The 23,005-nt window shown below is 71.1% G+C and carries 19 protein-coding genes; 12 read left to right on the top strand and 7 right to left on the bottom strand.

Annotated features, from left to right (window positions below; genetic code table 11):
• The first annotated feature begins 45 nt into the window (after window positions 1-45).
• Entirely contained in the window at window positions 46-1,350 is a 1,305-nt protein-coding gene (locus AC6JA9_RS20070) for a radical SAM family protein (protein ID WP_223784404.1), read from the top strand.
• A gap of 73 nt (window positions 1,351-1,423) precedes the next feature.
• Here the strand turns inward: AC6JA9_RS20070 and AC6JA9_RS20075 are convergent, their stop codons facing one another.
• Window positions 1,424-2,293 carry a response regulator gene (locus AC6JA9_RS20075; RefSeq protein WP_223749972.1) on the bottom strand — a complete coding sequence of 290 codons (870 nt, stop codon included), beginning with the start codon at window positions 2,291-2,293 and terminating at the stop codon, window positions 1,424-1,426.
• A gap of 170 nt (window positions 2,294-2,463) precedes the next feature.
• Between AC6JA9_RS20075 and AC6JA9_RS20080 the strand changes: the two genes are divergently transcribed.
• From AC6JA9_RS20080 to AC6JA9_RS20105, 6 genes are read left to right on the top strand one after another with little or no spacing between them, the layout of a single operon-like run.
• Window positions 2,464-2,946: a chemotaxis protein CheW gene (locus tag AC6JA9_RS20080; protein ID WP_141332955.1), complete on the top strand. Its 483-nt coding sequence runs from the start codon at window positions 2,464-2,466 to the stop codon at window positions 2,944-2,946.
• Window positions 2,943-3,332, top strand: a complete 390-nt coding sequence (locus AC6JA9_RS20085) for a Frizzy aggregation protein FrzB (protein ID WP_223749971.1) — start codon at window positions 2,943-2,945, stop codon at window positions 3,330-3,332. Before AC6JA9_RS20080 ends, AC6JA9_RS20085 begins: the two co-directional genes overlap by 4 nt.
• Window positions 3,333-3,337: 5 nt before the next feature.
• The gene (locus AC6JA9_RS20090; RefSeq protein WP_223784405.1) at window positions 3,338-4,594 is read left to right on the top strand and encodes a methyl-accepting chemotaxis protein; all 1,257 of its coding nucleotides are present in this window, start codon (window positions 3,338-3,340) and stop codon (window positions 4,592-4,594) included.
• A 39-nt stretch (window positions 4,595-4,633) separates the two neighbouring features.
• Window positions 4,634-6,910, top strand: coding sequence for a hybrid sensor histidine kinase/response regulator (locus AC6JA9_RS20095; protein WP_223784406.1), 2,277 nt, complete (start codon window positions 4,634-4,636; stop codon window positions 6,908-6,910).
• Between the two features lie 34 nt (window positions 6,911-6,944).
• Window positions 6,945-7,949, top strand: a complete 1,005-nt coding sequence (locus AC6JA9_RS20100) for a chemotaxis protein CheB (RefSeq protein WP_223750040.1) — start codon at window positions 6,945-6,947, stop codon at window positions 7,947-7,949.
• The gene (locus tag AC6JA9_RS20105; protein ID WP_267696360.1) at window positions 7,943-9,727 is read left to right on the top strand and encodes a CheR family methyltransferase; all 1,785 of its coding nucleotides are present in this window, start codon (window positions 7,943-7,945) and stop codon (window positions 9,725-9,727) included. The genes AC6JA9_RS20100 and AC6JA9_RS20105 overlap by 7 nt, the downstream gene beginning before the upstream one ends.
• A 24-nt stretch (window positions 9,728-9,751) precedes the next feature.
• On the opposite strand, the gene AC6JA9_RS20110 is transcribed toward AC6JA9_RS20105, so the two are convergent.
• Together AC6JA9_RS20110 and AC6JA9_RS20115 are read right to left on the bottom strand one after the other, a co-directional pair.
• A complete protein-coding gene (locus tag AC6JA9_RS20110; RefSeq protein WP_046713526.1) occupies window positions 9,752-10,072 on the bottom strand; it encodes a polyhydroxyalkanoic acid system family protein in 321 nt (106 codons plus the stop codon).
• A 107-nt stretch (window positions 10,073-10,179) separates the two neighbouring features.
• Window positions 10,180-11,643 carry a deoxyribodipyrimidine photo-lyase gene (locus AC6JA9_RS20115; RefSeq protein ID WP_223750039.1) on the bottom strand — a complete coding sequence of 488 codons (1,464 nt, stop codon included), beginning with the start codon at window positions 11,641-11,643 and terminating at the stop codon, window positions 10,180-10,182.
• Between the two features lie 182 nt (window positions 11,644-11,825).
• On the opposite strand from AC6JA9_RS20115, the gene AC6JA9_RS20120 reads away from it, so the two are divergent.
• From AC6JA9_RS20120 to AC6JA9_RS20130, 3 genes are all read left to right on the top strand, one after another.
• A complete protein-coding gene (locus AC6JA9_RS20120) occupies window positions 11,826-13,055 on the top strand; it encodes a hypothetical protein (protein WP_426746533.1) in 1,230 nt (409 codons plus the stop codon).
• Between the two features lie 69 nt (window positions 13,056-13,124).
• On the top strand, window positions 13,125-14,270 hold the full coding sequence (locus AC6JA9_RS20125; protein ID WP_497960446.1) for a DUF1015 family protein: 1,146 nt from the start codon (window positions 13,125-13,127) through the stop codon (window positions 14,268-14,270).
• Between the two features lie 9 nt (window positions 14,271-14,279).
• Window positions 14,280-15,074, top strand: coding sequence for a tRNA1(Val) (adenine(37)-N6)-methyltransferase (locus AC6JA9_RS20130; protein WP_223749965.1), 795 nt, complete (start codon window positions 14,280-14,282; stop codon window positions 15,072-15,074).
• 37 nt (window positions 15,075-15,111) lie between these two features.
• Here the strand turns inward: AC6JA9_RS20130 and AC6JA9_RS20135 are convergent, their stop codons facing one another.
• The 4 genes from AC6JA9_RS20135 to AC6JA9_RS20150 all read right to left on the bottom strand — a co-directional run bounded on the left by AC6JA9_RS20135 (window position 15,112) and on the right by AC6JA9_RS20150 (window position 21,477).
• On the bottom strand, window positions 15,112-18,372 hold the full coding sequence (locus AC6JA9_RS20135; protein ID WP_497960448.1) for a fused MFS/spermidine synthase: 3,261 nt from the start codon (window positions 18,370-18,372) through the stop codon (window positions 15,112-15,114).
• Between the two features lie 162 nt (window positions 18,373-18,534).
• The gene (locus tag AC6JA9_RS20140; protein WP_223749963.1) at window positions 18,535-19,698 is read right to left on the bottom strand and encodes a hypothetical protein; all 1,164 of its coding nucleotides are present in this window, start codon (window positions 19,696-19,698) and stop codon (window positions 18,535-18,537) included.
• 1 nt (window position 19,699) lies between these two features.
• Window positions 19,700-20,536, bottom strand: a complete 837-nt coding sequence (locus tag AC6JA9_RS20145; protein ID WP_046713530.1) for a hypothetical protein — start codon at window positions 20,534-20,536, stop codon at window positions 19,700-19,702.
• Window positions 20,533-21,477: an ABC transporter ATP-binding protein gene (locus tag AC6JA9_RS20150; RefSeq protein ID WP_223749962.1), complete on the bottom strand. Its 945-nt coding sequence runs from the start codon at window positions 21,475-21,477 to the stop codon at window positions 20,533-20,535. Before AC6JA9_RS20150 ends, AC6JA9_RS20145 begins: the two co-directional genes overlap by 4 nt.
• Before the next feature lie 249 nt (window positions 21,478-21,726).
• On the opposite strand from AC6JA9_RS20150, the gene AC6JA9_RS20155 reads away from it, so the two are divergent.
• Both AC6JA9_RS20155 and hemB read left to right on the top strand, forming a co-directional pair.
• Window positions 21,727-21,936: a hypothetical protein gene (locus AC6JA9_RS20155; protein WP_141331311.1), complete on the top strand. Its 210-nt coding sequence runs from the start codon at window positions 21,727-21,729 to the stop codon at window positions 21,934-21,936.
• Between the two features lie 64 nt (window positions 21,937-22,000).
• Window positions 22,001-22,969: a porphobilinogen synthase gene (gene hemB / locus AC6JA9_RS20160; protein ID WP_223749961.1), complete on the top strand. Its 969-nt coding sequence runs from the start codon at window positions 22,001-22,003 to the stop codon at window positions 22,967-22,969.
• Window positions 22,970-23,005: the final 36 nt, after the last annotated feature.

Genomic DNA, 23,005 nt, shown 5'->3' on the forward strand with positions numbered 1-23,005 from the left:
TTCGCCATCGAAACAGAAGGGGGGCCGGTGGTAGTTAGCGTCCCCATGACGTCCGCGCCGAAGCTGCTGTTCGCCGACCCCAAGGGCCGGGTGATGGAGCATCCCTACCTGCTGGCCACGCTGCGCAGCGGAGAAGAGCTCGTTCCTCCCCAGGACAAGCCCATCCCGCTGCCGTCCGCCGGGCGGCTGGTGCACCTGCCGGGCAGGCTGCCCGTGGGCCTGCACCCCGACACGGGGGAACTGGAGCTGGTGCGGCAGATGAACGTGGGTGGCAAGACGTTCGTCCCCAACGCGGTGGGCGCGCTGCTGCCCCCGGGCTACACGCGCACGTTCCTTCCGGGCGAGGTGAAGGGAGACGGGCCGGTGCTGCCGCAGTGGGCGTATACGGCGGCGGCGTGGGGGAAGGATGGGCCGGTGGCGTGGGCCATCCACACGGACCGCCGTTCGCATTGGGATCCGGAGCGCTACTCCACGCCGGACATGAAGGCGCTCGTGGACGCGCACATGAAGCGCTTCCCGGACAACCGCGTGCTCAAGCAGCTCAAGACGTGCGCGCTGTTGTACCGGTGCTTCACGTCGCAGAACACGTTCTACGTCCGCGACGAGGCGGCCATCCCCGCGTCGGTGATGTGCAACGCCAGATGCGTGGGCTGCATCTCCGACCAGCCGGCGGACGGTCCTCCCGCGTCGCACGAGCGCATGGATGACGGGCCCACCGCGGAGGAGATGGGCGCCATCGGCCTGTTCCATCTGGAGAACGCGCAGGGCCGCACCATGGTGAGCTTCGGCCAGGGCTGCGAGGGCGAGCCGCTCACGCGCTGGAAGTTCATCGCGGAGTCCATCCGCTACATGCGCGCGCGCACGCAGAAGGGCTCCATCAACATCAACACCAACGCCAGCCTCACCCAGGGCCTGGAGGCGCTGCTCGACGCGGGCCTGGACGCCGTGCGCGTGTCGCTCAACGCGGCGACCAAGGGCCTCTACGAGGCGTACTACAAGCCGGTGAAGTACGGCTGGGAGGACGTGGAGGCGTCCATCGCCCTCGCGCGCGAGCGCGGCGCGTACCTGGCGCTCAACCTGCTCCTGTTCCCCGGCGTCACGGACCGCGAGGGCGAGGTGAAGGCGCTCGAGCGGCTGGTGAAGAAGTACCGCGTGGACCAGGTGCAGACGCGCTCCCTGGCCATCGATCCGCTCCAGTACCTGGAGGCCGCGCGCGACGTGGGCGCCGGTGGAGAGCCGGTGGGCGTGCGCACGCTGCTGCAGCGACTGAAGGCGGCGCGGCCCGGCATCATCATCGGCAACTTCGCGCGGGGACTCGAGGAGCGCGAGAACGCCGCGGGGCGCGGGTAGGGCGCTCGACTCGGGAGGATGGGGCCCGGTGAGGAGGGCCCTTCATCCAGGACGGGACGACGTGGGCGGAGGGCTACTCGCCGCCGGGGGGCATCAGCTCCTTGGCCACCAGGTTGCCCATCACGGCGTCCTTGGGGATGTAGCCGTCGGCGCCAGCCTCGCGGCAGATGCGCTGGAGCTCCTCGACATTCTCGCCGGAGCACAAGAGCACCTTGATGCCCTTGAAGAGGCTGTTGCTCTTGATGAAGCGGCAGAACTGCTCGCCGTTCACGTTGGGCATGCGCACGTCCAGCAGCACCAGGTCCGGACGCGTCTGCTTCTTGAGGATGATCTTCGTGGCCTTGTCCGCGGTGTCCGCGACGTGGACCTCGAAGCCCTTGGCGACCAGGTCCGCCTCGATGATCCGCGCGGTCATCTCACTGTCGTCGACGATGAGGATGCGCGGCTTGCGGCCGCCCGTGCTGGGCGCGGCCTTGAGGCCCGTGGAGGCGATGGGCGCGGGCGCGGCGGGGGCCGCCTGGGGGGCCTCCGTGGGGGCGGGCGCGGCGGGAGCGGGGACGGCGGCGGGGACACCCAGGGCGGGGGCGCCGATGAGGTTCATCACGCCGCTGATGACGGCCTCCAGGCCGCCGCTCTTGAGGATGTAGCCGTCCGCGCCGGAGGCCTTCGTCTTGCCGGCCAGCTCCGCCTCCGAGATGTCGGAGTAGAGCACCAGCTTGGAGGTGACCTTCTTCTGGCTCCGGAGGTACTCGACGACGTCGTCGCCGAACATCTCCGGCATGTTCACGTCCATGAGGATGAGCGCGAACGGCCCCTCGGAGAGCTTCTGGTTGAGGCTCGTCAGGTCCTGGGCCCCGCTCACCTGATAGCCGGCGGCGGTGAGGGCCCGGACGGTGAGCTCCACCAGCATCGGGCTGTCATCAATGACCAGTACGCGCGACATCGTCCTCCTCAAAGGATTCGGGGTGGAACCCTACACCTTTGGTTCAGCGCGGACCATCGAAACGGCGAGCGGCCGGCCAGCTTGATGCCGACACTTGACCGGTTTTCGTCCCCTCCGGATACTCGGACGCCTTGACCACGACCTCGACTCCCCTCCAGCGAGCACTCCGGATGGCTCCGGACCGCGCCGTGGCCGTCCAAGCCCGACCGGAGCAGGAGTTCTTCTGCTTCCGGGTGGGAGACCTGCGGCTCGGCGTGCCCAGCGAGAACGTCCTCGAGGTGTTCCGCGCCGGCCTGCTCACCCCCCTGCCGAGGACGCCCTCCTTCATCATGGGCGTCACGGGCCACCGCGGCGAGGTGCTGCCTGTGGTGGACCTCCTGCGCTTCCTCTCCAAGGGCGAGGCGCGCATCGGTCCCCGCACGCGCCTGTTCATCGGCATCACCGGGAGCATCGTCGCCGGGGTCGTCGCCGACACGGTGCTGGGCCTGCGCCGCATCCCCGTGGCGGACATCCTCCCACCGCCGCTGGGCGGTGACGCGGCGGCCGAGCACCTGATGGGCGTGGTGCCGGGCGCCACGCCGCAGGACAGCATCAACCTGCTCAACTTCTCCAAGCTCTTGCAGACGGCCAGGCAGCGCGCGGTGGCCCGATGAACGACGAGTCGCTCGACCTGGAGGAGAAGGTGGAGGAGGTGGACATCCTCTTCTTCGAGATCGGCGGGGGCGTGTTCGGCACGGACGCGTCGCAGGTGCTGCGGATCGATCGCTCGTTGCCGGAGGACATCACCCTGCCGGAGCTGGGCCTGTTGCACCGGGGCAACCGCGCGCTGGTGTTCGACACGCCGGAGGGCGAGGGCCACCTGAAGGTGGACGCCGTCCGGGGCGTGCGCCCCATCCCCGTGACTCAACTTCGCCGCATGCCCCCCACGGCGGGCGCGGCCGCTTATGCCGTCGGTGTGTGCCTGGAAGAAGCCCGCACCGTGTTGCTGATTGACCTGGTGGAGACCGCCAGGACCCGAGGAACTCAAGGAAGGCACTGACCGCAATGTCCCTGGACACCCCCAACGAGAAGCCCACGTCCAAGGCCCGTTCCGCCCGGAAGGCCCCTGCCTCCAAGGCGGCCGGTGCCGCCGCGCCCGCGGCCCCCATCCCCCACAAGGCCTTCACCGACACGCTGTTGACGGTGCTCGCCGGCAACCTCCAGGCCCGCGTCCCCAAGGAGCTGGTGGGCGAGGGCGGCGAGGAGCTGGCCCACCTGCTCAACCAGGTGCTGGACAACTTCGCCAGCTCCGAGCACCGCAAGCACGTGGCGGCGCAGGAGATCGACCAGGCCCTGGACGCGCTCATCAGCCTGGTGCGCGAGGGCGATTTGTCCCGGTGGAACACCACCACCGAGGACCCCCAGCTGGGACCGCTGCTCGAGGGCTTCGGCAAGGTCATCGAGACGCTGCGCACGTTCGTGCGGGAGATCAACGAGGCGGCGCTGAGGCTGTCCTCGTCCGCCAACCAGGTGCTCGCGGCGTCCACGCAGCACGAGACGTCCTCCACGGAGCAGGCCGCCGCCATCCACGAGACGACGGCGACCATGGAGGAGCTCAAGCACGCCTCCGCGCAGATCGCCGAGAACGCGGGCAGCGTGGCGCGCGTGGCCGAGGAGACGCTGGGCGCGGCGCGCGCGGGCCGGGGCGCCATCGGTGAGTTCATCCAGGCGATGCAGCAGATCCGCAGCGACGGCGTCGCGGTGGCGGACTCCATCGCCAAGCTGTCCAAGCGCGTGGAGCGCATCGGCACCGTGGTGGAGGTCATCGACGAGATCGCCGACCGCTCGGACCTGCTCGCGCTGAACGCGGCGCTCGAGGGCAGCCGCGCCGGTGAGGCGGGCAAGGGCTTCTCCATCGTCGCGGCGGAGATGCGCCGCCTGGCGGAGAACGTCCTGGACTCCACCAAGGAGATCAAGAACCTCATCACGGAGATCCGCGAGGCCACCGCCGCGGCCGCGGGCGCCGCCGAGGCGTCCAAGTCCGCCACCGAGTCGGGTGAGAAGCTGGGCGCCGTCGCCGCGCAGGCCGTCGAGGGCATCCTCGCCGGCGTGCAGGAGACGAGCGACGCCGCTCGCGTCATCAACCTCGCCACGCAGCAGCAGCGCACGGCCACCGAGCAGGTGGTGGCGTCCATGGCGGAGATCGAGGACGTGACGCGTCAGACGACGCAGGCGTCGAAGCAGGCGACGGGCGCGGCCGCGGAGCTCACGCAGCTGGCCGCTCGTCTCGCGGAGCTCATCAAGCGCTTCAAGGCCGACTAGCTCTTCCGGGAAGGGGAGGGTGCGCAGCACTCACCGCCCATGGACACCGAGGCTCTCAAGAAATCCCTCCTGAAGAAGTTCCAGGAGGTCACGGCCGACCGCCTCCAGAAGATTCAGCTGGGCGTGTTGGACCTGGAGAAGGAAACCGCGGACCAGGCCGCGGACGACGTCGCGCGCGAGCTGCACACGATGAAGGGAGAGGCCCGCATGCTGGGCCTCGCCGCCATCGGTCAGCTCGCCCACGCGGCGGAGGACGTCCTGCGCGCCGAGCGCGAGGGACGCACGGCCACGGAGATCGCCACGGACGTCATGCTCCGTGCCTGCGACGTCCTGTCGGACCTCATCGAGGACCTGTCCGGTGCCAACACCGGCACGCCCGCCAGCGAGGACATGGTCCGCGCGCTGGCGGAGGTCTCCGGTCAGGCCGCGCCCGCCATCCCCGGCGCGAAGCCCCCGCCGCCCGCGCCCGCCCCCATGGTGGCCGCGCCGGTGCAGGCGCCCGTGGTCCGGGCTCCGGCGGTGGAGGCGCCCGTCATCGCCGCGCCCGTGGCCCATGCTCCCGCGCCCGCGTCGGGCCGCGCGGAGGAGGAGGCCCCGAGCGCCGCCAAGTCGGCCATCGCCGACCGCACCATCCGCGTCAACGTGGAGGTGCTGGACTCGCTGGGGCTGCTCGCCGGCGACCTGCTGGTGGAGAGCGCCCGGGGGCGGCTGCGCAGCTCCGAGACGGAGGAGCTGTTCGAGCGCTTCAGCCGCATGGGCGACCGGTTCCTGCGCCTGGCGGAGGCGCTGGACATCCCGCTGGAGGTGCGCGCGCAGCTGGACCGCGTCGAGAGCGACCTGCACATGCTGCGCGACGATGCGTTCCGCTTCGTGCGGCGCAACGACGACGGGATCAACACGCTGCACGGCAACCTGTCGAAGATGGCGGACCACGTGGCCGAGGCCCGGCTGGTGCCGCTGTCCACGGTGTTCGACGCCTTCCCGCGCGCGGTGCGCGACATGGCGCGCACGCAGACGAAGGAAGTGGACCTGCTCATCGAGAACGCCGACATCGGCGTGGACCGGTCCATGCTGGGCGACGTGCGCGACGCGCTGGTGCACCTCTTGCGCAACTCGGTGGACCACGGCCTGGAGTCCCCGGACACGCGCCAGGCGCTGGGCAAGCCGCAGACGGGCCGCATCCGCATCCGCGTGCGTGTGGACGGCGACATGCTGCACATCGAGGTGGAGGACGACGGGCGCGGCATCGACCCGGAGCGCCTGCGCCAGGTGGCCATCAACAAGCGCCTCATCACCGCGGTGCAAGCCGCCTCGCTGTCGGAGCGCGAGGCCATCGAGCTCATCTTCCGTCCGGGCTTCTCCACCCGCGAGCAGGTCAGCGAGCTGTCCGGCCGCGGCGTGGGCATGGACGTGGTGAAGCGCAAGGTGGAGACGCTCGGCGGCTCCGTCGGCGTCAACAGCCGCATCGGCCGTGGCACCACCATCACCCTGCGGCTGCCCCAGTCGCTCGCGTTGATGAAGGTGCTGCTGGTGCGCCTGGGCGACGACGTCTACGGCATGCCCGCCGCGGACGTCGAGGCCGTGATGCGCGTCAAGCCGGAGGACCGGCTGGAGATCTTCGGCACCCTCGCGGTGCGCCACCGGGGCAAGCCCACGGCGCTCGTCGCGCTGGGGCCGCTGCTCGGCCTCAACGGCGGCAACCGCTTCGACAAGCCGCCGGCCGTCGTCGTGCGCCACGGCGAGGACCACGCGGCGCTGGTCGTCGACGGCTTCGTGGACGAGCGCGAGGTGGCGGTGAAGCCGTGCGGCGGTGAGTTCCTCAAGGGCGCGCCCTTCATCGCGGGCACCGCCGCGCTGGAGGACGGCCGCATCGCCGTGCTGCTGCACGTCCCGGACATCATGGCGGAGGTGCGCCGCATGGCGCGGCCCGTCACCCAGGCTCCGGCCGCCAAGCGGCTCCGGGTGTTGCTGGTGGACGACTCGCCCATTGCCCGCGCCACCGAGGGCGCGCTCGTCAAGGCGCTGGGGCACATGGTGGAGGAGGCGCAGGACGGCGAGGAGGCCTACGGCAAGGTGCAGAACAACACCTACGACCTCATCCTCACCGACGTGCAGATGCCGAAGATGGACGGCTTCTCGCTCGCGCGCAGGCTGAAGTCGACCCCCGCCGTGGCACGCATCCCCGTCATCATCCTGTCGTCGCTCGCCTCGCCCGAGGACAAGCGGCGCGGCCTGGATGCGGGCGCTGACGCGTACCTCGTCAAGGGAGAGCTGGGCGTGGAAGTGCTCGCCCAGGCCATCGATCGGCTGACCTGAGGAGCGGCGTTTGGGCGGACCGGTCGCGGCGGCGATGGCGTTCAGGGTGCTCATGGTGGGCAAGGGGCTGCGCGCGCTCGCGGCCCGGGGCCTGTTCGACGGCGAGTCGCTCGTCCCGGTGGGGCCCGCCGAGGTCGACTTCCCCGGCGCGCTCGTCGCCGTGCAGCGTCACTTCCCGGACGTGGCGCTGGTGGACCTCACCGGCCTGGAGGCGCTGGAGGCCATCGAGCAGGTGATGGCGGGGCGGCCCGTGCCCGTGCTGGCGCTCCACCCCGGGGCCCTCACCGGCCAGGAGGCCTTCCAGGCCATGGCCCTGGGCGCGCTGGACGTGATGGAGCGCCCCGCGATTCCGGGCCCGGAGTTCTGGGCCCACGTGTCGCGCAAGCTGGTGATGCTGGCCCAGGTGAAGGCCGTGCGGCAGACCCAGACGCGCCCCTCGGCGAAGCTGCCCAAGGAGGACCTGCCCGCGCCGCCCTATCCCCTGGTGGCCATTGCCGCCTCCCTGGGGGGGCCCAAGGCGGTCGCACAGGTACTGCGGAAGATTCCACGAGACTTTCCCGCGCCCATCGCCTACTGCCAGCACATCAGCGAGGGTTTCACGGAGGGCCTCGCGCACTGGCTGACGATGGAGACGGCGCTGGGAGTGACGGAGGCGGAGCACGGCATGGTGATGGTGCCCGGGACGGTGTACATCGCCCCGTCGGGCAGTCACCTGTTGGTGCGACCCGAGGGCAGGTTGGAGCTGGACTCGGGGCCCGCGCTCCGTGGATTCCGGCCCTCGTGTGACATGCTGCTCACTTCGGCCGGGGAGTCCTTCGGCTCGCGCTGTGTCGGAGTCATCCTGACGGGAATGGGGCGGGATGGGGCTCGGGGGATGAAGGAGATCCGGGAGCGGGGAGGGCGGACCATCGCCCAGGATGAGAGCACGTCCGCGGTGTGGGGCATGCCTCGCGAGGCGGTGTTGCTCGGGGCGGCGCAGGAGGTGCTGCCGCTGGAGCGCATCGGCCCCACGTTGGTGCAGTGGGTGGAAGCGTGCTGAACGTGAGCAACAAAGTGCTTCAGCAGCTCGCCGCGCTCCTCCTGGAGCGCGCGGGGCTGAAGATCACCCCGGATGGGTTCCACAGCCTGCGGCTGGCCCTGTCCACCCGCATGCCCGTGCTCGGCATCGAGGAGCCGGAGCGCTACCTCCAGCGCCTGACGGGCGTGGGAGGCGAGGAGGAGCTGCGCTCGCTGTTGCCCCTGGTGACGGTGGGGCACACGGAGTTCTTCCGCGACGCCAAGCAGTTCCGCGCGCTGGAGAAGAGCGTGCTGCCGGACCTGCTCGCCCGCGCGCGGCGGGAGATGCGCAAGGTGTCCATCTGGTCCGCGGGCTGTGCGACGGGCGAGGAGCCCTACAGCATGGCCATGGTGCTGGCGGAGCTGGGGGCGCTGTCCGCGGAGGTGGACCTGTGGGCCACCGACCTGAACCTGGCCGCGGTGGAGGCCGCCCGGCAGGGGAGGTTCTCCACGCGCCGGAGCATCAGCATCCATCCGGAGCGGCTGGCCCGCTTCTTCCGCCCCGTCGAGGATGGCCACGAGGCGCTGCCCGCGCTGCGTGAGTACATCCGCTTCGATGGACAGAACCTGGCGGTCCCCGTCTTCGACAAGGTCGCGCTGAACTCGCTGGACCTCATCCTCTGCCGCAACGTCATCATCTACTTCGACCTGCCCACCATCCGCGGGCTGATGGACCGCTTCCTGAGCGCGCTCCGGCCCGGGGGGCTCTTGTTCCTCGGGTACTCGGAGAGCCTCTTCAAGGTCTATGACCGCTTCGAGATGATCGAGGTCGACGGCGCCTTCGTGTACCGGCGCCCGCCCAGCGACAAGGGCTACCGTCCGCCGCCGCTGCGCATCCACCCGTACCCCGTCTCCACCGAGCCGCCGGCCCGCGCGCCGGAGCCCGAGCCCTTCTCCCCGGCCGTCTACGCCCGCCCCGCGGTCGAGCTGGCCCAGGGCGCCCGTCCTCGCGCGAGCACCCCGGACACCGCGTCCACCCGAGGTCCCGGCGCGCTCTCCGGTGCCTTCCCGGCCGTGCGCCCGCTGCCCGCCGCGTCCACGACGCAGGCCTCCGGCACGCAGCCGCCCGCGACGACGAAGACCAACGACCTGGGCCGTCCCCGCGTCACCGTGGAGCTGCCGGCGGTGAGCGCCGCGGACGCGGTCCGCACGCGTCCCACCGTGGAGCTGCCGGCGGTGTCCGCGCCCGCGCGCACCGTCACCGGTGAGCTTCCCGCCGCCACCGCGTGGCCCAAGCTGCTGCCTCCCGCGGAGCGGCTGGCCATGGCGGTGCGGAAGATGACGCAGGGGGACTTCCCCGCCGCCATCCAGGGCGTGCAGCGCCTGCTGGTGGACGAGCCGAGTGATCTCGACGCGCTGCTCACGCTGGGCAATCTCTACTCGCTCACCGGCCGCATCACCGAGGCGCGGGAGGCGTTCGCCCAGGCCATCCAGCGCGAGCCGCTGTGCGTGGAGGCGCGCGTGTTCGGTGGCGTGGCCGCGCTGCAGGCCGGGGAGCTGCGGGAGGCGCGCTCGGAGCTGGGCAAGGCGCTCTTCCTGGAGCCCACGCTCGCCATCGGCCACTACCTGCTGGCACAGGTGCAGGAGCGCAGCCACGACTCCGAGGCGGCCCGTCGCAGCTACCGCAACGCGATTGCGCAGCTGCGCTTCCCCCAGCGCACGCTGGCGGGGCACTACCCGGAGATGCTGGACTCGGCCGAGGCCATCTCCCGCGCGGCGCGCTATGCGCTCGCCGCGCTGGAGGAGCAGCCTCCGCACTGAGTGTCGCGCGGAGGCGGAGGGCCCTCAGTCCAGCGAGGACTTCACCTGGTCCAGCGACTTGCTGGGGTCCAGCACGGCGCCGAACTTCTTCTGGAGGTAGGACTTGGCCTGCCCGCGCAGGAGCATGCCCGGGTCCGTGCCCTCGCCCTCGACGGCCTTGTCGGTGATGACGAACGAGGCGTCCAACTGGATGCCCATCACCTTGCCGACAATCTTGGCGCCCTCGCCCTGCCAGTCGGCCTTCACTCCGTACTTGCCACCCCAGTACCGGAGGAGCTCCTCGACGCGCTGCTTCACCTGGTCCTTCGGCAGGGAGTGGGGGATATCGAACTTCAGCATGCCCATGGCACGGCTCCTGATTTCAGTGTCCTGGCCATTCGTTTATCGACGCCGGGCCGAGAAGGGAACCGCCGAGTCGCCCTTGAGCGCACGAATGTCAACGGCCCGGCGCATCACTCCTGGACGCGGCGCGAGCGCTTGAGCTTCACCGGCGGATCTCCCGGCCGGCCCCAGCGCGTCATGTAGGGCGCCAGGTTGAACTTCTCCGCCGTGCGCGGCGAGCTCATCGGCCGCACCTTGCCCAGCACCTTGCGCTCCTGGAACGGCCTGTCGTGCAGCCCCAGGACCCACATGAAGTTGGCCACGCTCGCGGGGTCCCTGCCGTCCACCGCGTACTTGTCATTGAGGTGGGCGATGCGCTTCAGGCCCTCGTCGGGCGTGGCGCTCCACTCGAGGATCTTCTTGCCCCACAGCATGCGCAGGTAGTTGTGGATGCGGCCGCGCTCCAGGAGCTCGCGCTGCGCCGCGTTCCACAGGCCGTCCGCCGTGCGCGCGTGCTCCAACTGCTCCAGGGAGTACAGGTGCTCGCGCGGGTCCTTCTGGTGGGTGGACAGCGTCTCGCGCGCCCAGCCCGGCAGGGACTCCACGGAGAGCTGCTTGTCCTCGGGCGTGTGGAAGCAGAAGTTGAAGCCCAGCTCGCGCCGCACCAGCAGCTCCTCGAGGAAGCTCCTCACCGCGGGGTGGTCCGTGCCACGCGCGCGGATGGCCGCCCGGGCCGCCTCGCCCGCGAAGAGGTTGCCCCAGTGGAAGAAGGGGGACAGGCCGGACTGGTGCGCGCGGCCGGGGTCATTGCGCTCGGTGTCGTAGCCGTCGAGCTTGCCGTGGAGGAAGGCCTCCAGCGTCTTGAGCGCCGCCTTGCGTCCACCGCGCTCCTCGAGCGCCGCCACCTTGTGGTCGATGTGGAAGGCGGACAGCTCCTGCCGGGCCTGCTTCGCGTCGGCCAGCTCGAAGTCCGGCTCCAGGGCGCGCCCCGCGGCCGCGGCCTTCACCGGACGCGCGCGCAACGTCCGTCCAAGGTACTCGGGCCACAGCTTCTGGAGCTTGGGGCGCAGCGTGTACGCGCCGGCCTGCACCGTGGGGATGCGCTGCATGGGCACCACGCACGAGGCGTCCACCGCGAACAGCGGCACATCCAGGGCCTTGGCCGCGCCTCGCAAGTGGCCGGGGATGATGTACGTGGGGAAGAGGTCGGACACCACCGCCGCCGCGCGCCGTCCCAGCTCCGCCAGTCGGGGGCGATGCTGCTTCGTCGTGCGCGGCAGCTCCAGCCAGTAGGGCAGGCCGCGCGACGCGAAGGCCGACGCGAGGTCCGCCATGCCCTCCAGCGCCCACGCGTGGAGCCGGTCCGATGCATGGGGGTAGTCCGGACGCAGCGCTTGATACACGACGACGGGCAACCCCAGGTGGTTGCCCAGCGCGATGGCCGCATCGAGCGCGTGGTTCTCCTCGGCGCGATGGTTGACCATGCACCAGTACAGGACGAAGTCCCGACGTGAGGAGGGCAGGGGGACATCCTTGATGACGACCACACGAGCGGAGTCGACATCGAGCTCGGACCACGAGAACCCGTTGGGCATGATGTGCACGGATGCCCGAGGTCGCTCCGGGTCGCGAGGGAATTGAAGCAGCCGTGCACGAATGCCGTGCCCGTGACGCTTCGAGCCACCGAGACACACTTCCACCCGCCCAGGTGCGCGCAAAAAACACCACCCGGGCCTGGGTTGTGGTCTTGTGTCGTTTGGACCCAAGGAGTCCTTGCGTGTCACCTCTGCGAAACTGGCTCTGTCTCTGCTCCGTCTTCACGCTGCTGCTCGCGACGCCCGAAGGCGCGCGCGCCCAGGTGGGCTCGTCGTACCCGTCGGAGCCGGCTCCGGCGCAGCCCGCGTATCCTCCGCAGGATCCCGCGCCCTCGACTCCGCCGGAGCCGTCGCCGCTGCCGCCCGTGGACCCGTACGCCGACCCTCGGATGGCCGAGCCGCCGCCGTCGAACACCGTGCCGGCCACTCCTCCGAACCCGGCGACGATGCCTCGCGTGGACAACCCTCCACAAACGTCAGACGTGCCGCGCGCGGACGCGCCGGACCTGCGCCAGTCACCGCTGACGCAGGACGGCACGCCCGCGTCGCTGACGCCGTCGGCCTCGGCCACGCCGCCGCCGTATGTGGACAGCGGCGCCATCCTGGATGGGCGTCAGCGCCTGGGGCCCTTCCTGTCGGGGCCGGGCAGCTTCCGCTTCATCGCGCATCACACCGCGCTGGGCGCGCTGGGTGGCTTCTTCACGCAGGCGTTCGCCAATGACTTCGACTTCGACCAGAGCTCGCGCGAGGCGATGCTGGCCGGCACGTTGATTGGCGCGGGCCTGGGCTTCGGCGCGTCCTCCTGGTGGCAATTCAACAACTGGGTGGACAAGCCCATGGCGTCCTTCACCATCATCAACTCGGGCGTGGGCGGCGCCTTCATGGCCGGCTTCATGGACCTCTTCACCCAGGACGCGGGGGTGCTCACCTGGTCCGCGTTCCTGGGCGCGGAGCTGGGCGCGTGGCTGACGGCGGGGCTCGGCGGCGGGCAGCTCCCGCTGAACGACGGCCTGTTGATCTCCTCCGGCGCGGGGTGGGGCGCGGCCTACGCGGCGCTGCTGCTGGCCGTCATCCACTTCTCCGGAACGGACATCTCCTCGAAGACGTGGCGGGACACGCTGCTGCTCGCGCCGGGCATCGGCGCGGGCGCGCTGGCGCTGGCCACCATGCGCTACAACCCGACGCCCTCGCAGATTCTGCGCGCGGACCTGTTCGGCGCGGGCGTGGGCGCGGCGGTGCTGCTCATCTCCGGCCTGGTGCTGGGCGGCTTCGACCAGTCGACGCCGTACGTGCTGTCCTTCCTCGGCTCCGCGGGCGCCATCACCACGGTGAGCCTGCTGTGGGAGGAGAGCGTGGACCGCTCCGCGCTGAAGTCCGCCAAGGACCGGCCCTACCGCAACGTCTGGTGGTAGACGGCCCGGGGGGCGGGCGAGCATGCGTCGTGGCACCGAGGGGAGGCAGACACCACCTTTCCTCGCGACATGGCGCGCGTCCATCCCTTCACGGCCCTGCTGACCCCGCTGGCTCGGACCCTCGAGCCCAGCGGCTACGTGCCGCGCAGCAACGCGGTGCCCCAGCCTTCCCACGTCCGGCCCCTGCTGGAGGCCGCCAACCCCTCGGCGGAGCTGCGACGCCAGCGGGAGTCGGGCACGTTGCTGCGCGACGCCCGGCCCGCGCTCTACGTGGTGGAGGTCCACAGCCCGGCGGGCAAGCTGGGCGGCCCACCGGTCCGCTACCTGCTGTGCTCGCTGCGGCCGGACGCGGGCACCCCGCTGGAGGATGACCCGTACCGGCCCCGTGCGTGGGAGGCCGAGCCCGCCGTCACGCTGACCGCGGACGACCATGGTGTCTTCCGGGGCCTGCTGGCCGAGGCGAGCGAGCGCTCCACCCTGGTGTGGGAGGGGGACTACGACGGCCACCCGCTGTCGCTGCGCCGCATCGAACCTTCGCCCGTCTCCAAGCGCATCCAGGCCGTGCTGGACGAGGCCCCCATGCGCCCGCTCAGCGCGCTGGCGGAAGGCGGGCCCACGCTGGCCGCGGTGGTGCCCCTGTCGGACCCGGGGCTGGAGGTGCTCCCCATCCACCGCGCGCTCAAGGGCGTGGACACGTTCAGGGAGGAGACCTTCCTCACCCTCGTCACCGCGTACGCGCGGGTGTACGAACTGGACGAGCCGCTCGACACACCTCGAGGGCTCGTCGCCGCGCGGGAGCGGCTGGCGACGCTCATCACCGGGCACCACGCGGTGCTGCTGGTGTTGCCGGGCGGCAGGGGGCGCATCCTGCGCTTCCGACAGGGGTTGGACCTGGCGCACCTGAAGGGCGCGCCGCGCAACCCGACGCTGCGCAGCCTGGACCTGGCGCTGCTCAACGCGCTGGTGCTGAGGACGGTGCTGGGCATCCGCGAGCCCGAGGCGGCGGGACATCCCCAGGTGTTCCCGGTGCAGGGACTGGAGACGCTGGTGAAGGGGGTGGAGTCGGGCACGTTCCAGGTCGGCTTCGCGCTCAATCCGCCGCCCATCTGGGAGGTGCGCGCGGTGATGGAGGCGCAGGCCACGCTGCCGCCGAGGACACTCCGTGTGGAGCCGTTGCCTCCGGCGGGCCTGCTGTTCCTCGACACGGAAGCGTAGTCCGCCCGCGTGAGGGTGCTGACGCACAGCGCGCCGGACGAGTCGGGGCGCTCGGCGCCGGAGCTCCAGGTGGGGCCCGGCGAGACGTTGGACGCCATCTGTGGCGGAGCGGTGCGGGTGCTCCAGCGCCGGCTGGGCTATCGCTTCACGTTGGACCCGCTGTTGCTGGTGCACTTCGCGGTGTCGGTGGGCGGCGCGGGGCGCGGGCGGCTGATGGACCTGGGCACGGGCTGCGGCATCATCCCGCTGGTGCTCGCCTGTCGGTGGCGCGGCAAGGACCTCCTCGGGCTCGAGCTGCAGCCGGGCCTGTTCTCCCTGGCCCGACGCAACGTGCTGCTCAACCACTGCGAGCGCGAGGTGTCGCTGGTGTTGGGGGATTTGCGGCGCGTGGACGAGCAGTTCCCGGCGGGCGGCTTCGCGCAGGTGCTGTGCAATCCGCCCTACCGCGCGCGGGCGACGGGGCACACCAGCCTGTCCACGGAGAAGGCGCTGGCGAGGCATGAGCTCGCGTGCGAGCTGTCGGACGTGTCGAGGGCCGCGGCGCACCTGCTCGAACCCCGGGGAGGGCTGTGCATGGTGTACCCGGCGTCACGCTTCGCGGAGCTGGTGACGGTGCTGCGCGTCTTCGGGCTGGAGCCGCGCGTGGTGCGGTGGGTCCATCCGCGCGCGGACCGGCCCGCGAAGCTGGTGCTGCTGCACGCGGTGAAGGGGGGACCCGCGGAGCTGACCGTCCTGCCACCGTTGGTGGTGCACACCGAGGACGAGCACGCCTTCACGGACGAGGTGCGCGCCATGGTGGTGTGAGGGCGGCCCGGTGTGGGCCGCCCTCGGTGCGTCCGTGCTACGGCGCCGTCTCGGTGGCCTGACCCGGGGCGGTGGGCGCCGCGGGCGTGGGGGCCGCATCCGAGGACTGCTGCACGGGCGCGGGAGTCTCCATCGTCTGGCTCATGAACACGGCCGGGGCCTGGGAGATGAGTCGTTGCAGGTCCGCTTCCGCGTTGAGTGCCATGGGGTGGCCGTGGTGCTCGTAGCAGCGCCGCCGGTCATCCAGCATCTTGCTGTCCCAGACGGTGAAGGGCTCGGTGGGCTCCAGCACGGAGACACACAGGCCCATCCAGTCCACGAGCTTCGCGAGCTCGATGCGGGTCTCCTCGCGCGCCACGGTCAGCGAGTCCGCCGCGAACGGCACGGCCAGCACGTCCACCAGCTTGCGGCCCAGGGCCTTGTCCGTGCGGGCGATGACGGCCAGCTCCGCGAAGATGGAGGAGGTCACCTCGCGCGCCGGCCATGGATTCGTGCGCAGGGCGATGAGTCCTCGCTCGAACAGGGCGGCGGCCTCGGGCAGCTTGCGCTGTCGCATTCGCAGCACACCCTCGAGCAGGTCCGCCTCCACGGGGAGCGTCGCGCGCATGGGCTCGAGATACTTCAGGGCCTCCTCGTCGCCGACACTCGCGAGCACCCGCGCCAGCACCAGCTGTTCGCGCGGGCCCACCGGCTCCCACCGCTCCTTCTTCCAATGCGCGTGGATGGCGCCCAGCTGCCCCTTGTTGAACGCATCGATGATGGGAACCCAGCCCTTCACGACGGAGCTGTTGGCCTCCTCGCGCGACAGCGGGATGGTGTACCAGGCGCGGTTGATGGCCACCCGGTCCCAGTCCACCTTTCCCTTGATGTCCGGACGGCCCGTGCCCAGCACGTTCGTCATGGACCACAGCGTGCGGATGGAGAATCCGGTGTCCCGGCCCAGGCTGCGCGCGAAGGCGAACTCCATGAACGACACGTCGTCCGTGTTGATGAGCTCCTGGCTCTCCTCCGCGACCTTGGCGGTGAAGGCCGGACCGGCCACGAAGCGCGCGAGCACGCCCTCCACCTCGTCCGTGCGCCAGGTGGCGCGCAGCGCGCTGCGGTAGGGCTCTTCGGCGATGCGGGTCCGCATCCTGTCGACGTCGTGGACCAGCGGCTTGCGCGTCGCCACCAGCAGCAGGTCCCCGGAGTGGACCTGCCACGTCTCCACGGCCTCGAACTCCGAGGAGAGCGTGGCATAGGCGCTCTGCACCGTGAGCGCGTCCACTTCATAGGCCTGGAGCCACTGGACGAAGATGCCGCCCTCGGCCAGGCGCTCCTTCACGGCCTGATAGAAGTCGCGCGTGAAGAGGCTGGAGATGCCCGCGCGGTAGGGATTGGACGGCTCGGAGAAGATGATGTCGTAGCGCTGCCGCGTGGTGAGCAGCACCTCGCGCGCGTCGGCGATGAACGTGTGGACCTTGGGGTTGTCCATCACCTTCTGGTTGACCGCCTCGCATCGCCGCGCGACGTCGAGGATGGCGGGCTCGATCTCCACCACGTCCACGCGCTCCATGCCCGGCACGGCGCCCAGCCATCCCGCGGTGCTGCCGGTTCCCAAGCCGATGACGAGCGAGTTGCGGGCCTCCTGATGGAGCAGGGCGCCCAGCAGCCCGCTCATCACCTGGGTCGGCGCATCACCGATGGCGTTGCCGTCCGACTTGCCGTTGACGATGAAGGACAGGCCGTTGTCGGAGTTGAGCGCGACGCTGCTCTCGACGCCATCCTTCTCCCACACGATGCCGCGCGACTTGCTGCGCACCCATGCATCGATGTGGTTGAGCGTCGGGTTGGCGAGCGCGGCGCGTCCGGCGCCCACGCTCCCGTGCCGCCACGCCGCGGTGGGCCCCTGGGTCGACAGCAGCACCAGCGCGAGCACGGCGACGGAGACGGGAGCGAACAGCGCCGGCACCTGGCGCTCCAGCTTCAACGATAGCACCGCGGACGCGAGGCCCAGCACGGCGAGGATGCCCGCGACGAGCTGCCAGGTGACCGGCGCGCTCATCAGCGGAATCACACCGAAGCCCCCCGCCAGTGAGCCGACGATGGAGCCCACCGTGTTCCAGGCATAGACCTGGCCCACCTGCTTGCCCACGTCCTGACTGCCCTTGCCCACGAGCGCGAGCAGCAGCGGGAACTGCACGCCGGAGATGAACGCGGCGGGGAGGATGACCACCGAGCCCACCAGCGCCCAACCCAGCATCATCCCGCCGAAGCCGGCGCCGCCCAAGGGGCGTAGCAGCGCGGCGAACACCGCGAGCCTGTCTCCCAGCGCGAAGGGCAGGGCGATGAACGCGGCCTCTAGGGCACACGTCAGCGCGAAGCCCGACAGCGTGGCCGGCCGATGCCGGAAGACGATGGAGTAGGCCGCGCCACCCAGGCCGATGCCGAGCAACGCCATGGCCAGGATGAGGCCGAAGGTGAAGGTGGTCCCGCCCAGGATGGGGCCCAGCATCCGGTACCAGACGAGCTCCATCAGGAGGAACGAGAAGCCGACGAGCAGGGCCGCCACCAGCGCGAACATGGACGACGGCGTCGCGCGCGCCACGGAGCTCGCGGGCTGCGCCACCGGCGCGGCGACGACGTCAGCAGCGACGGGCGCGGCGGAGGACTCGGAAGCGGCCTGGGGCTTCGCCGTCGCGGCCTCCGGCTCCATGGAGCGGCTCACGCTGCGCGCGCAGATGGCGACGGCCGCGTTGAGGAGGCAGGCGATCCACAGCGTGGTGCGGTTGCCGTACACCTCCAGCATGAAGAAGGTGGACAGCGTCGCGCCGGTGACGGCGCCCAGTGTGTTGACGCCGTAGAGGATGGCGAGGTGTCGACGCGCGGGGTCCTCATCCGACTGCACCGCGCGCGCGGCGGCCGGCAGCGTGCCGCCCATCAGCACCGTCGGCACGGCGAGCACGAGCGTGGAGAGCACCAGCCGCGCCACGCTGCCGCCGAAGAGCCCCAGGCTGGGCGTGCCGCCGACGCCGATGTAGGCCGCGCGCGCCAGCTCCACCAGGAACGGGCTCAGGCCCGCGCTGGCCGCGATGAGCAGCTCCAGGTTGGCGTAGTAGTTCAGCGGGCGTGGGTTCCGGTCCGCGCGCGCGCCGAGGAGCACACCGCCCAGTCCCAGCCCCGCCATGAAGATGGCCAGCACGGCCGCCGACGCCGCGGTGCTGGCGCCGAAGATGAGACGGAACTCCCGCAGCCACACCGTCTGGTAGACAAGGGCGCAGAGCCCCGAGCCGAACAGCAACGGGGCGACCCTCGACACACGTGAAATCATCAATCGGTTCTCTCGTCGGGGGACTGTCTCGAGGGGGGTGAGACAGGCCTTACGGCGCGAGAGTGTCGCAGAGATCCCCGCGACTTGGCCATGGCGCTCGGCCCTCCGGACGCTCGGAGAGCATGCACCCACCGGGCGTCCGGCCGTGGATCAGGGCGCTGGGGCCTGCTCGACCCCCACCTTGGCCTCGCTCCCGGTGGGGGCCGCGGCCTCGGCGGCGCGGCGCTCCTCCTTGCAGAAGGCCAGCCGCTCCTGGATGACGGCCAGGGGGACGGCCATCTCCAGGGTGAAGGAGTTGCCATCCGGCTTCACCTTGGCGAAGTCGAGCAGCTGGGCCAGGTCCTTGTCCTCGCCCGCCTGGGCCTTGATGCGCGCCAGTGACAGCGCGGCGCCGAGGGACTTGCCCAGGTCCGTCACGTCGTCCGCGTTGGCGCCCTGGATCTCCGCCACCAGCGCCACGTCCGAGCTGGCGTCCAGGTGCAGTTCCACGTTCTGGGCCACGTCACGCAGCCGTTGCGCGAGCGCCGCCTGCTCCTTCGGCAGCAGCCGGGCGATGTGCTCCACGGACAGCACACCGTACATCTCTCCGTACGTGCTGTTCTCGGAGATGGCGGGCGGCTCGTCCGGCCCGCGCCCCTCGACGCGGTCGATGGCGGCCTTCACCTCGTCGGGGGACCTGCCCATGACGAGCAGCTGGTTGTTCCACGTCCCGATGGAGGGCCCACCCCGTCGCGTGACGGTGGTGCCGTCCTTCAGCGTGTCGGTGGACTCGCCCGGCTCGTACACGCGCGCGCCCTGGCCGTAGTCCGCGGACACGCGGTCGCCCAACAGCTCCTGGTAGCGCGCGTTGCTGAAGTTGCCCGACAGCATCATCCCCTCGTCGGTGATGACCAGCCGGTCCAGGTCCTGGAGCGGATCCACGCCGCTCTTCTGGCGGAACTGCTCCAACTGCTTGCCGCCGTCGCGCATCATGCAGTCCAGCAGCAGCGCGCCGATGGGCGAGTGCCTCAGCGCGTTGGCCTCGATGACCACCGCCGTCTTGCCCGGACCCCGGGGCAGCGCCGCGAGCAGTGGATCCCTCGGCTTCGCGGGCACCGCGGCCTGCTCGCCCGCGTCCGGCGCGACGGGCGTCGGCTGCGTCCTGCGCCGCTCCGCGCGCTCACGCTCCGGCGCGCGCATCCGTCGGGGGAACTCCACCTTGGGCTCCTCGGTCTCGGTCTTGTCGCCCTGACCCAGGAACATCAACACCGCCGCGGCCACGAACAGCAGCGCCGCCATCGCCAACCACGCCCCTCGCTTCTGGCGCCTCTCCATCTCAGTAGTCCTTTCCCTCGAACCGCCAGAATCCCACCACCAGCGCCGCCATCCCGAAGACGAAGACGCCCAGCAGCAGCGTCCCCAGCGAGCTCACCTCCAGGGGCAGCGACGCGGCCAGGTCCCCGGCGGCCTCCGCCAGCGCGGACAGCCGGGGGAGCAGCAGCGTCACCCCCAGGAACGCGTCGCGGCTCAGCCCCTCCTCGAAGAACCGGGCGATCTGCTGCCGGTTGCCCGCGATGATGCCGCCCACCATGAAGGCGAAGCCCGCCGCCGCGCACAAGGCCGCGCTGCGCACCAGCGTCGCCGTGGTCAACATCACCGCGTACACCGCCGCGAAGCCCACGCACGCCATCAACCCCGCGACGAGCGGCCCCACCGTCCAGTACCCCGCCTTCACCCCGAAGATGAGCACCAGCCCCGTGGTGCCATACAGCGTCCCGCCCAGCGCCAGCGTCATCACCCCCAGGAACGTCCCCGCGAGCAGGTGCCAGCGCTGGATGGGCAGCGCGAGCAGGTGCTCGATTCTCCCCGGCGACATCAGGCTGGGCGCGAAGTCCGAGCACGCGACGATGCCGAACAGGATGCCCCCGTAGAACACGATGAACGCCGCCGCCTGGTACACCGGCCGCAACGCCACGTCGACGGACTGGATGTTCGCGCGGATGTCCTGACCGAACAGCCGCGACGCCGCCAGCGCCCCGTCGATGACCTCCAGCCTCAGGCTCAGCGCCACCACCGCCAGCACCAGGGTGATGCCCACCATGAAGGCGAGGATGAACTTGCGCGACACCGCCTCGCGCAGCACGTAACCCGCGATTCCCACCACCGGCCTCATGCCGCCACCTCCGCCCGCCCCGCGCCGGCGCCCATCGTCCCCAGCAGCACCGACTCCAGATCCATCCCGTCCCGCCGCAGCTCGACCAGCAACGCCCCGGTGGCCCGCGCCCGGTCCAGCGCGCCGTTGAGCGCCGCCGGGTCCTCGGCCTCCACGTGGTACACGCCGTCCGCCCGCGCCTGGGTGAAGCCCGCGACGGCCAGCGCCTCGGCGCTCGTGCCCGGCGCGAAGCGCACCACCCACCGCGAGCCGCCGCGCACCAGCTCCTCCAGCCGCCCCTCGCGCACCACGCGGCCGTCCGCGAGGATGGCCACGCGATCGCACACGCGCTCCGTCTCCGCCAAGAGGTGCGAGTTCAGGAAGAGCGTCGTGCCGCGCCGGACCTCCTCCTGGAGGATGCGCCGCACCTCCATGCGCCCCATCGGGTCGATGCCGTCCGTGGGCTCGTCCAGGATGAGCAGCTCCGGCTCCCCCACGAGCGCCGCCGCCAGCCCCAAGCGCTGACGCATGCCCTTGGAGTACCCACCAATCTTCCGGCCCACGGCGTCCGAGAGGCCCACGCGCTCGAGCAGCTTCAGGTGGCCCGGCGCGTCCGGCTTCAGGCCCTTGAGCTGGCGCACCGTCGCGAGGAACGCGGTGGGCGTCCACGAGCCGGGCAGGTGCAGGCGCTCGGGCAGGTAGCCGATGCGCGCGCGGATGCGGGCATCCTCGGGCGTGCCGCCCAGGACGCGCACGGTGCCCTCGGTGGGCTGGACGATGCCGAGCAGGCTCTTGATGAACGTCGTCTTCCCCGCGCCGTTGGGGCCGATGAGGCCGAAGGCACTTCCTTGGGGAACCGACAGGTCCATGCCCCGGAGGGCGATGTTCCCCGTCCTGCGGAAGGCGCGCTGGTACGTCTTGCGCAGGTTCGTCACTTCGATGGCGGGCGTCTGGGATGTCACGGTCGAAACTGTAGACGAGCCAGCCGTGCGGCGATTGCCTGTGTCGGTCCTCCGGGGGAGGGGCGTGCGGCCGTGCACCCGCTTCGAATCCCCGCGACCTCGTTTTCGCGGCCCTGGGAAATCGGTTTCGCACGCCCGAGGTCGCTGCCGCGCCGCGACACCTCGTCGTTTCGCCCCCTTGCGATGTGGCCCTCCGCTGGTCCGTCCCGTGCAATCCCCGCCGGCACACCCCAAGGCAGGAGGAAGTGGATGACGTACGCGGAACGCGTCGAGCAGCAGCGTGAAGAGGCCCGTCGGGAGCTGGCGGCCGCCGAGCAGGAGCTGGCGTCCGGCGGGGAGGCGGCGCGCGTGCGCTACGCCCGGGCGCTGCACGAGGCGGACCTCGCGGAGGCCCGCGCCCAGCGCCACGCCCGGGAAGGCCGGCGTCATCAGCACAGCTGGAGGCTCGTCGCAGGGTGAGCGGGCGGGCGCCCGGACGGAAACGATGAAGGCGTGGGCGCGCCGGTTTATACCGGCGAGCACCATGGCCCATCCCGTCCACCGCCCCCGCCGCCTCCGTCGTTCGCCCGTCCTGCGCGAGATGGTGCGCGAGACGCGCCTCGACCCGGGGAACTTCATCTACCCCCTCTTCGTCGTGGAGGGCCGGGACGTGCGCCGTCCCATCGCCTCCATGCCGGGCATCTTCAACCTCTCGCTCGAGCACGCCGTGGCCGAGGCCCGCCTGGCGAAGTCCCTGGGCGTCCCCTCGGTCATCCTCTTCGGCATCCCCGACCACAAGGACGCTCAGGGCACCCAGGGCTACGCGCGCGACGGAATCGTCCAGCGCGCCATTCGTGAAATCAAGGCGGCCGAGCCCGACCTCCAGGTCATCGCGGACGTGTGCCTGTGCGAGTACACGGACCACGGCCACTGCGGGGTGCTGGAGGACGGCCACGTGGTCAACGACGCCACGCTGCCGCTGCTCGCGCAGATGGCCGTCACCTGCGCCCAGGCGGGCGCGGACATCATCGCCCCCTCGGACATGATGGACGGCCGCGTGGGCGCCATCCGCAAGGCGCTGGACGAGGTGCGCCTCATCGACGTCCCCATCATGTCCTACGCGGTGAAGTACGCCTCCGGCTACTACGGCCCCTTCCGCGAGGCCGCCCAGAGCACGCCCAAGTCTGGAGACCGCCGCGGCTACCAGATGGACCCGGGCAACGTGCGCGAGGCGCTCAAGGAGGCCGCGCTGGACGTGGAGGAGGGCGCCGACATGCTGATGGTGAAGCCCGCCCTGGCCTACCTGGACGTCATCCGCGCCGTGCGCGAGCGCTTCGACCTGCCGCTGGCCGCCTACAACGTCTCCGGCGAGTACGCCATGCTCAAGGCCGCCGGCCAGAATGGTTGGATTGACTACGAACGGGTGATGCTGGAGACGCTCACCGGCATCAAGCGCGCGGGCGCCGACCTCATCATCACCTACCACGCGCTGGAAGCCGCGAAGCTCCTGTAGCCAACACCACCAGGGCCCGCGCGCGGGTTGCGCTTG

The organism is Myxococcus sp. MH1, from assembly GCF_059738865.1.

Excerpts from the sequence above, each read along its gene's own strand:
- AC6JA9_RS20070 (WP_223784404.1), top strand. The coding sequence starts at position 46 with ATGACGTCCGCGCCGAAGCTGCTGTTCGCCGACCCCAAGGGCCGGGTG.
- AC6JA9_RS20075 (WP_223749972.1), bottom strand. The coding sequence starts at position 2,293 with ATGTCGCGCGTACTGGTCATTGATGACAGCCCGATGCTGGTGGAGCTC.
- AC6JA9_RS20080 (WP_141332955.1), top strand. The coding sequence starts at position 2,464 with ATGGCTCCGGACCGCGCCGTGGCCGTCCAAGCCCGACCGGAGCAGGAG.
- AC6JA9_RS20085 (WP_223749971.1), top strand. The coding sequence starts at position 2,943 with ATGAACGACGAGTCGCTCGACCTGGAGGAGAAGGTGGAGGAGGTGGAC.
- AC6JA9_RS20090 (WP_223784405.1), top strand. The coding sequence starts at position 3,338 with ATGTCCCTGGACACCCCCAACGAGAAGCCCACGTCCAAGGCCCGTTCC.
- AC6JA9_RS20095 (WP_223784406.1), top strand. The coding sequence starts at position 4,634 with ATGGACACCGAGGCTCTCAAGAAATCCCTCCTGAAGAAGTTCCAGGAG.
- AC6JA9_RS20100 (WP_223750040.1), top strand. The coding sequence starts at position 6,945 with ATGGCGTTCAGGGTGCTCATGGTGGGCAAGGGGCTGCGCGCGCTCGCG.
- AC6JA9_RS20110 (WP_046713526.1), bottom strand. The coding sequence starts at position 10,072 with ATGGGCATGCTGAAGTTCGATATCCCCCACTCCCTGCCGAAGGACCAG.
- AC6JA9_RS20115 (WP_223750039.1), bottom strand. The coding sequence starts at position 11,643 with ATGCCCAACGGGTTCTCGTGGTCCGAGCTCGATGTCGACTCCGCTCGT.
- AC6JA9_RS20125 (WP_497960446.1), top strand. The coding sequence starts at position 13,125 with ATGGCGCGCGTCCATCCCTTCACGGCCCTGCTGACCCCGCTGGCTCGG.
- AC6JA9_RS20140 (WP_223749963.1), bottom strand. The coding sequence starts at position 19,698 with ATGGAGAGGCGCCAGAAGCGAGGGGCGTGGTTGGCGATGGCGGCGCTG.
- AC6JA9_RS20145 (WP_046713530.1), bottom strand. The coding sequence starts at position 20,536 with ATGAGGCCGGTGGTGGGAATCGCGGGTTACGTGCTGCGCGAGGCGGTG.
- AC6JA9_RS20155 (WP_141331311.1), top strand. The coding sequence starts at position 21,727 with ATGACGTACGCGGAACGCGTCGAGCAGCAGCGTGAAGAGGCCCGTCGG.
- hemB (WP_223749961.1), top strand. The coding sequence starts at position 22,001 with ATGGCCCATCCCGTCCACCGCCCCCGCCGCCTCCGTCGTTCGCCCGTC.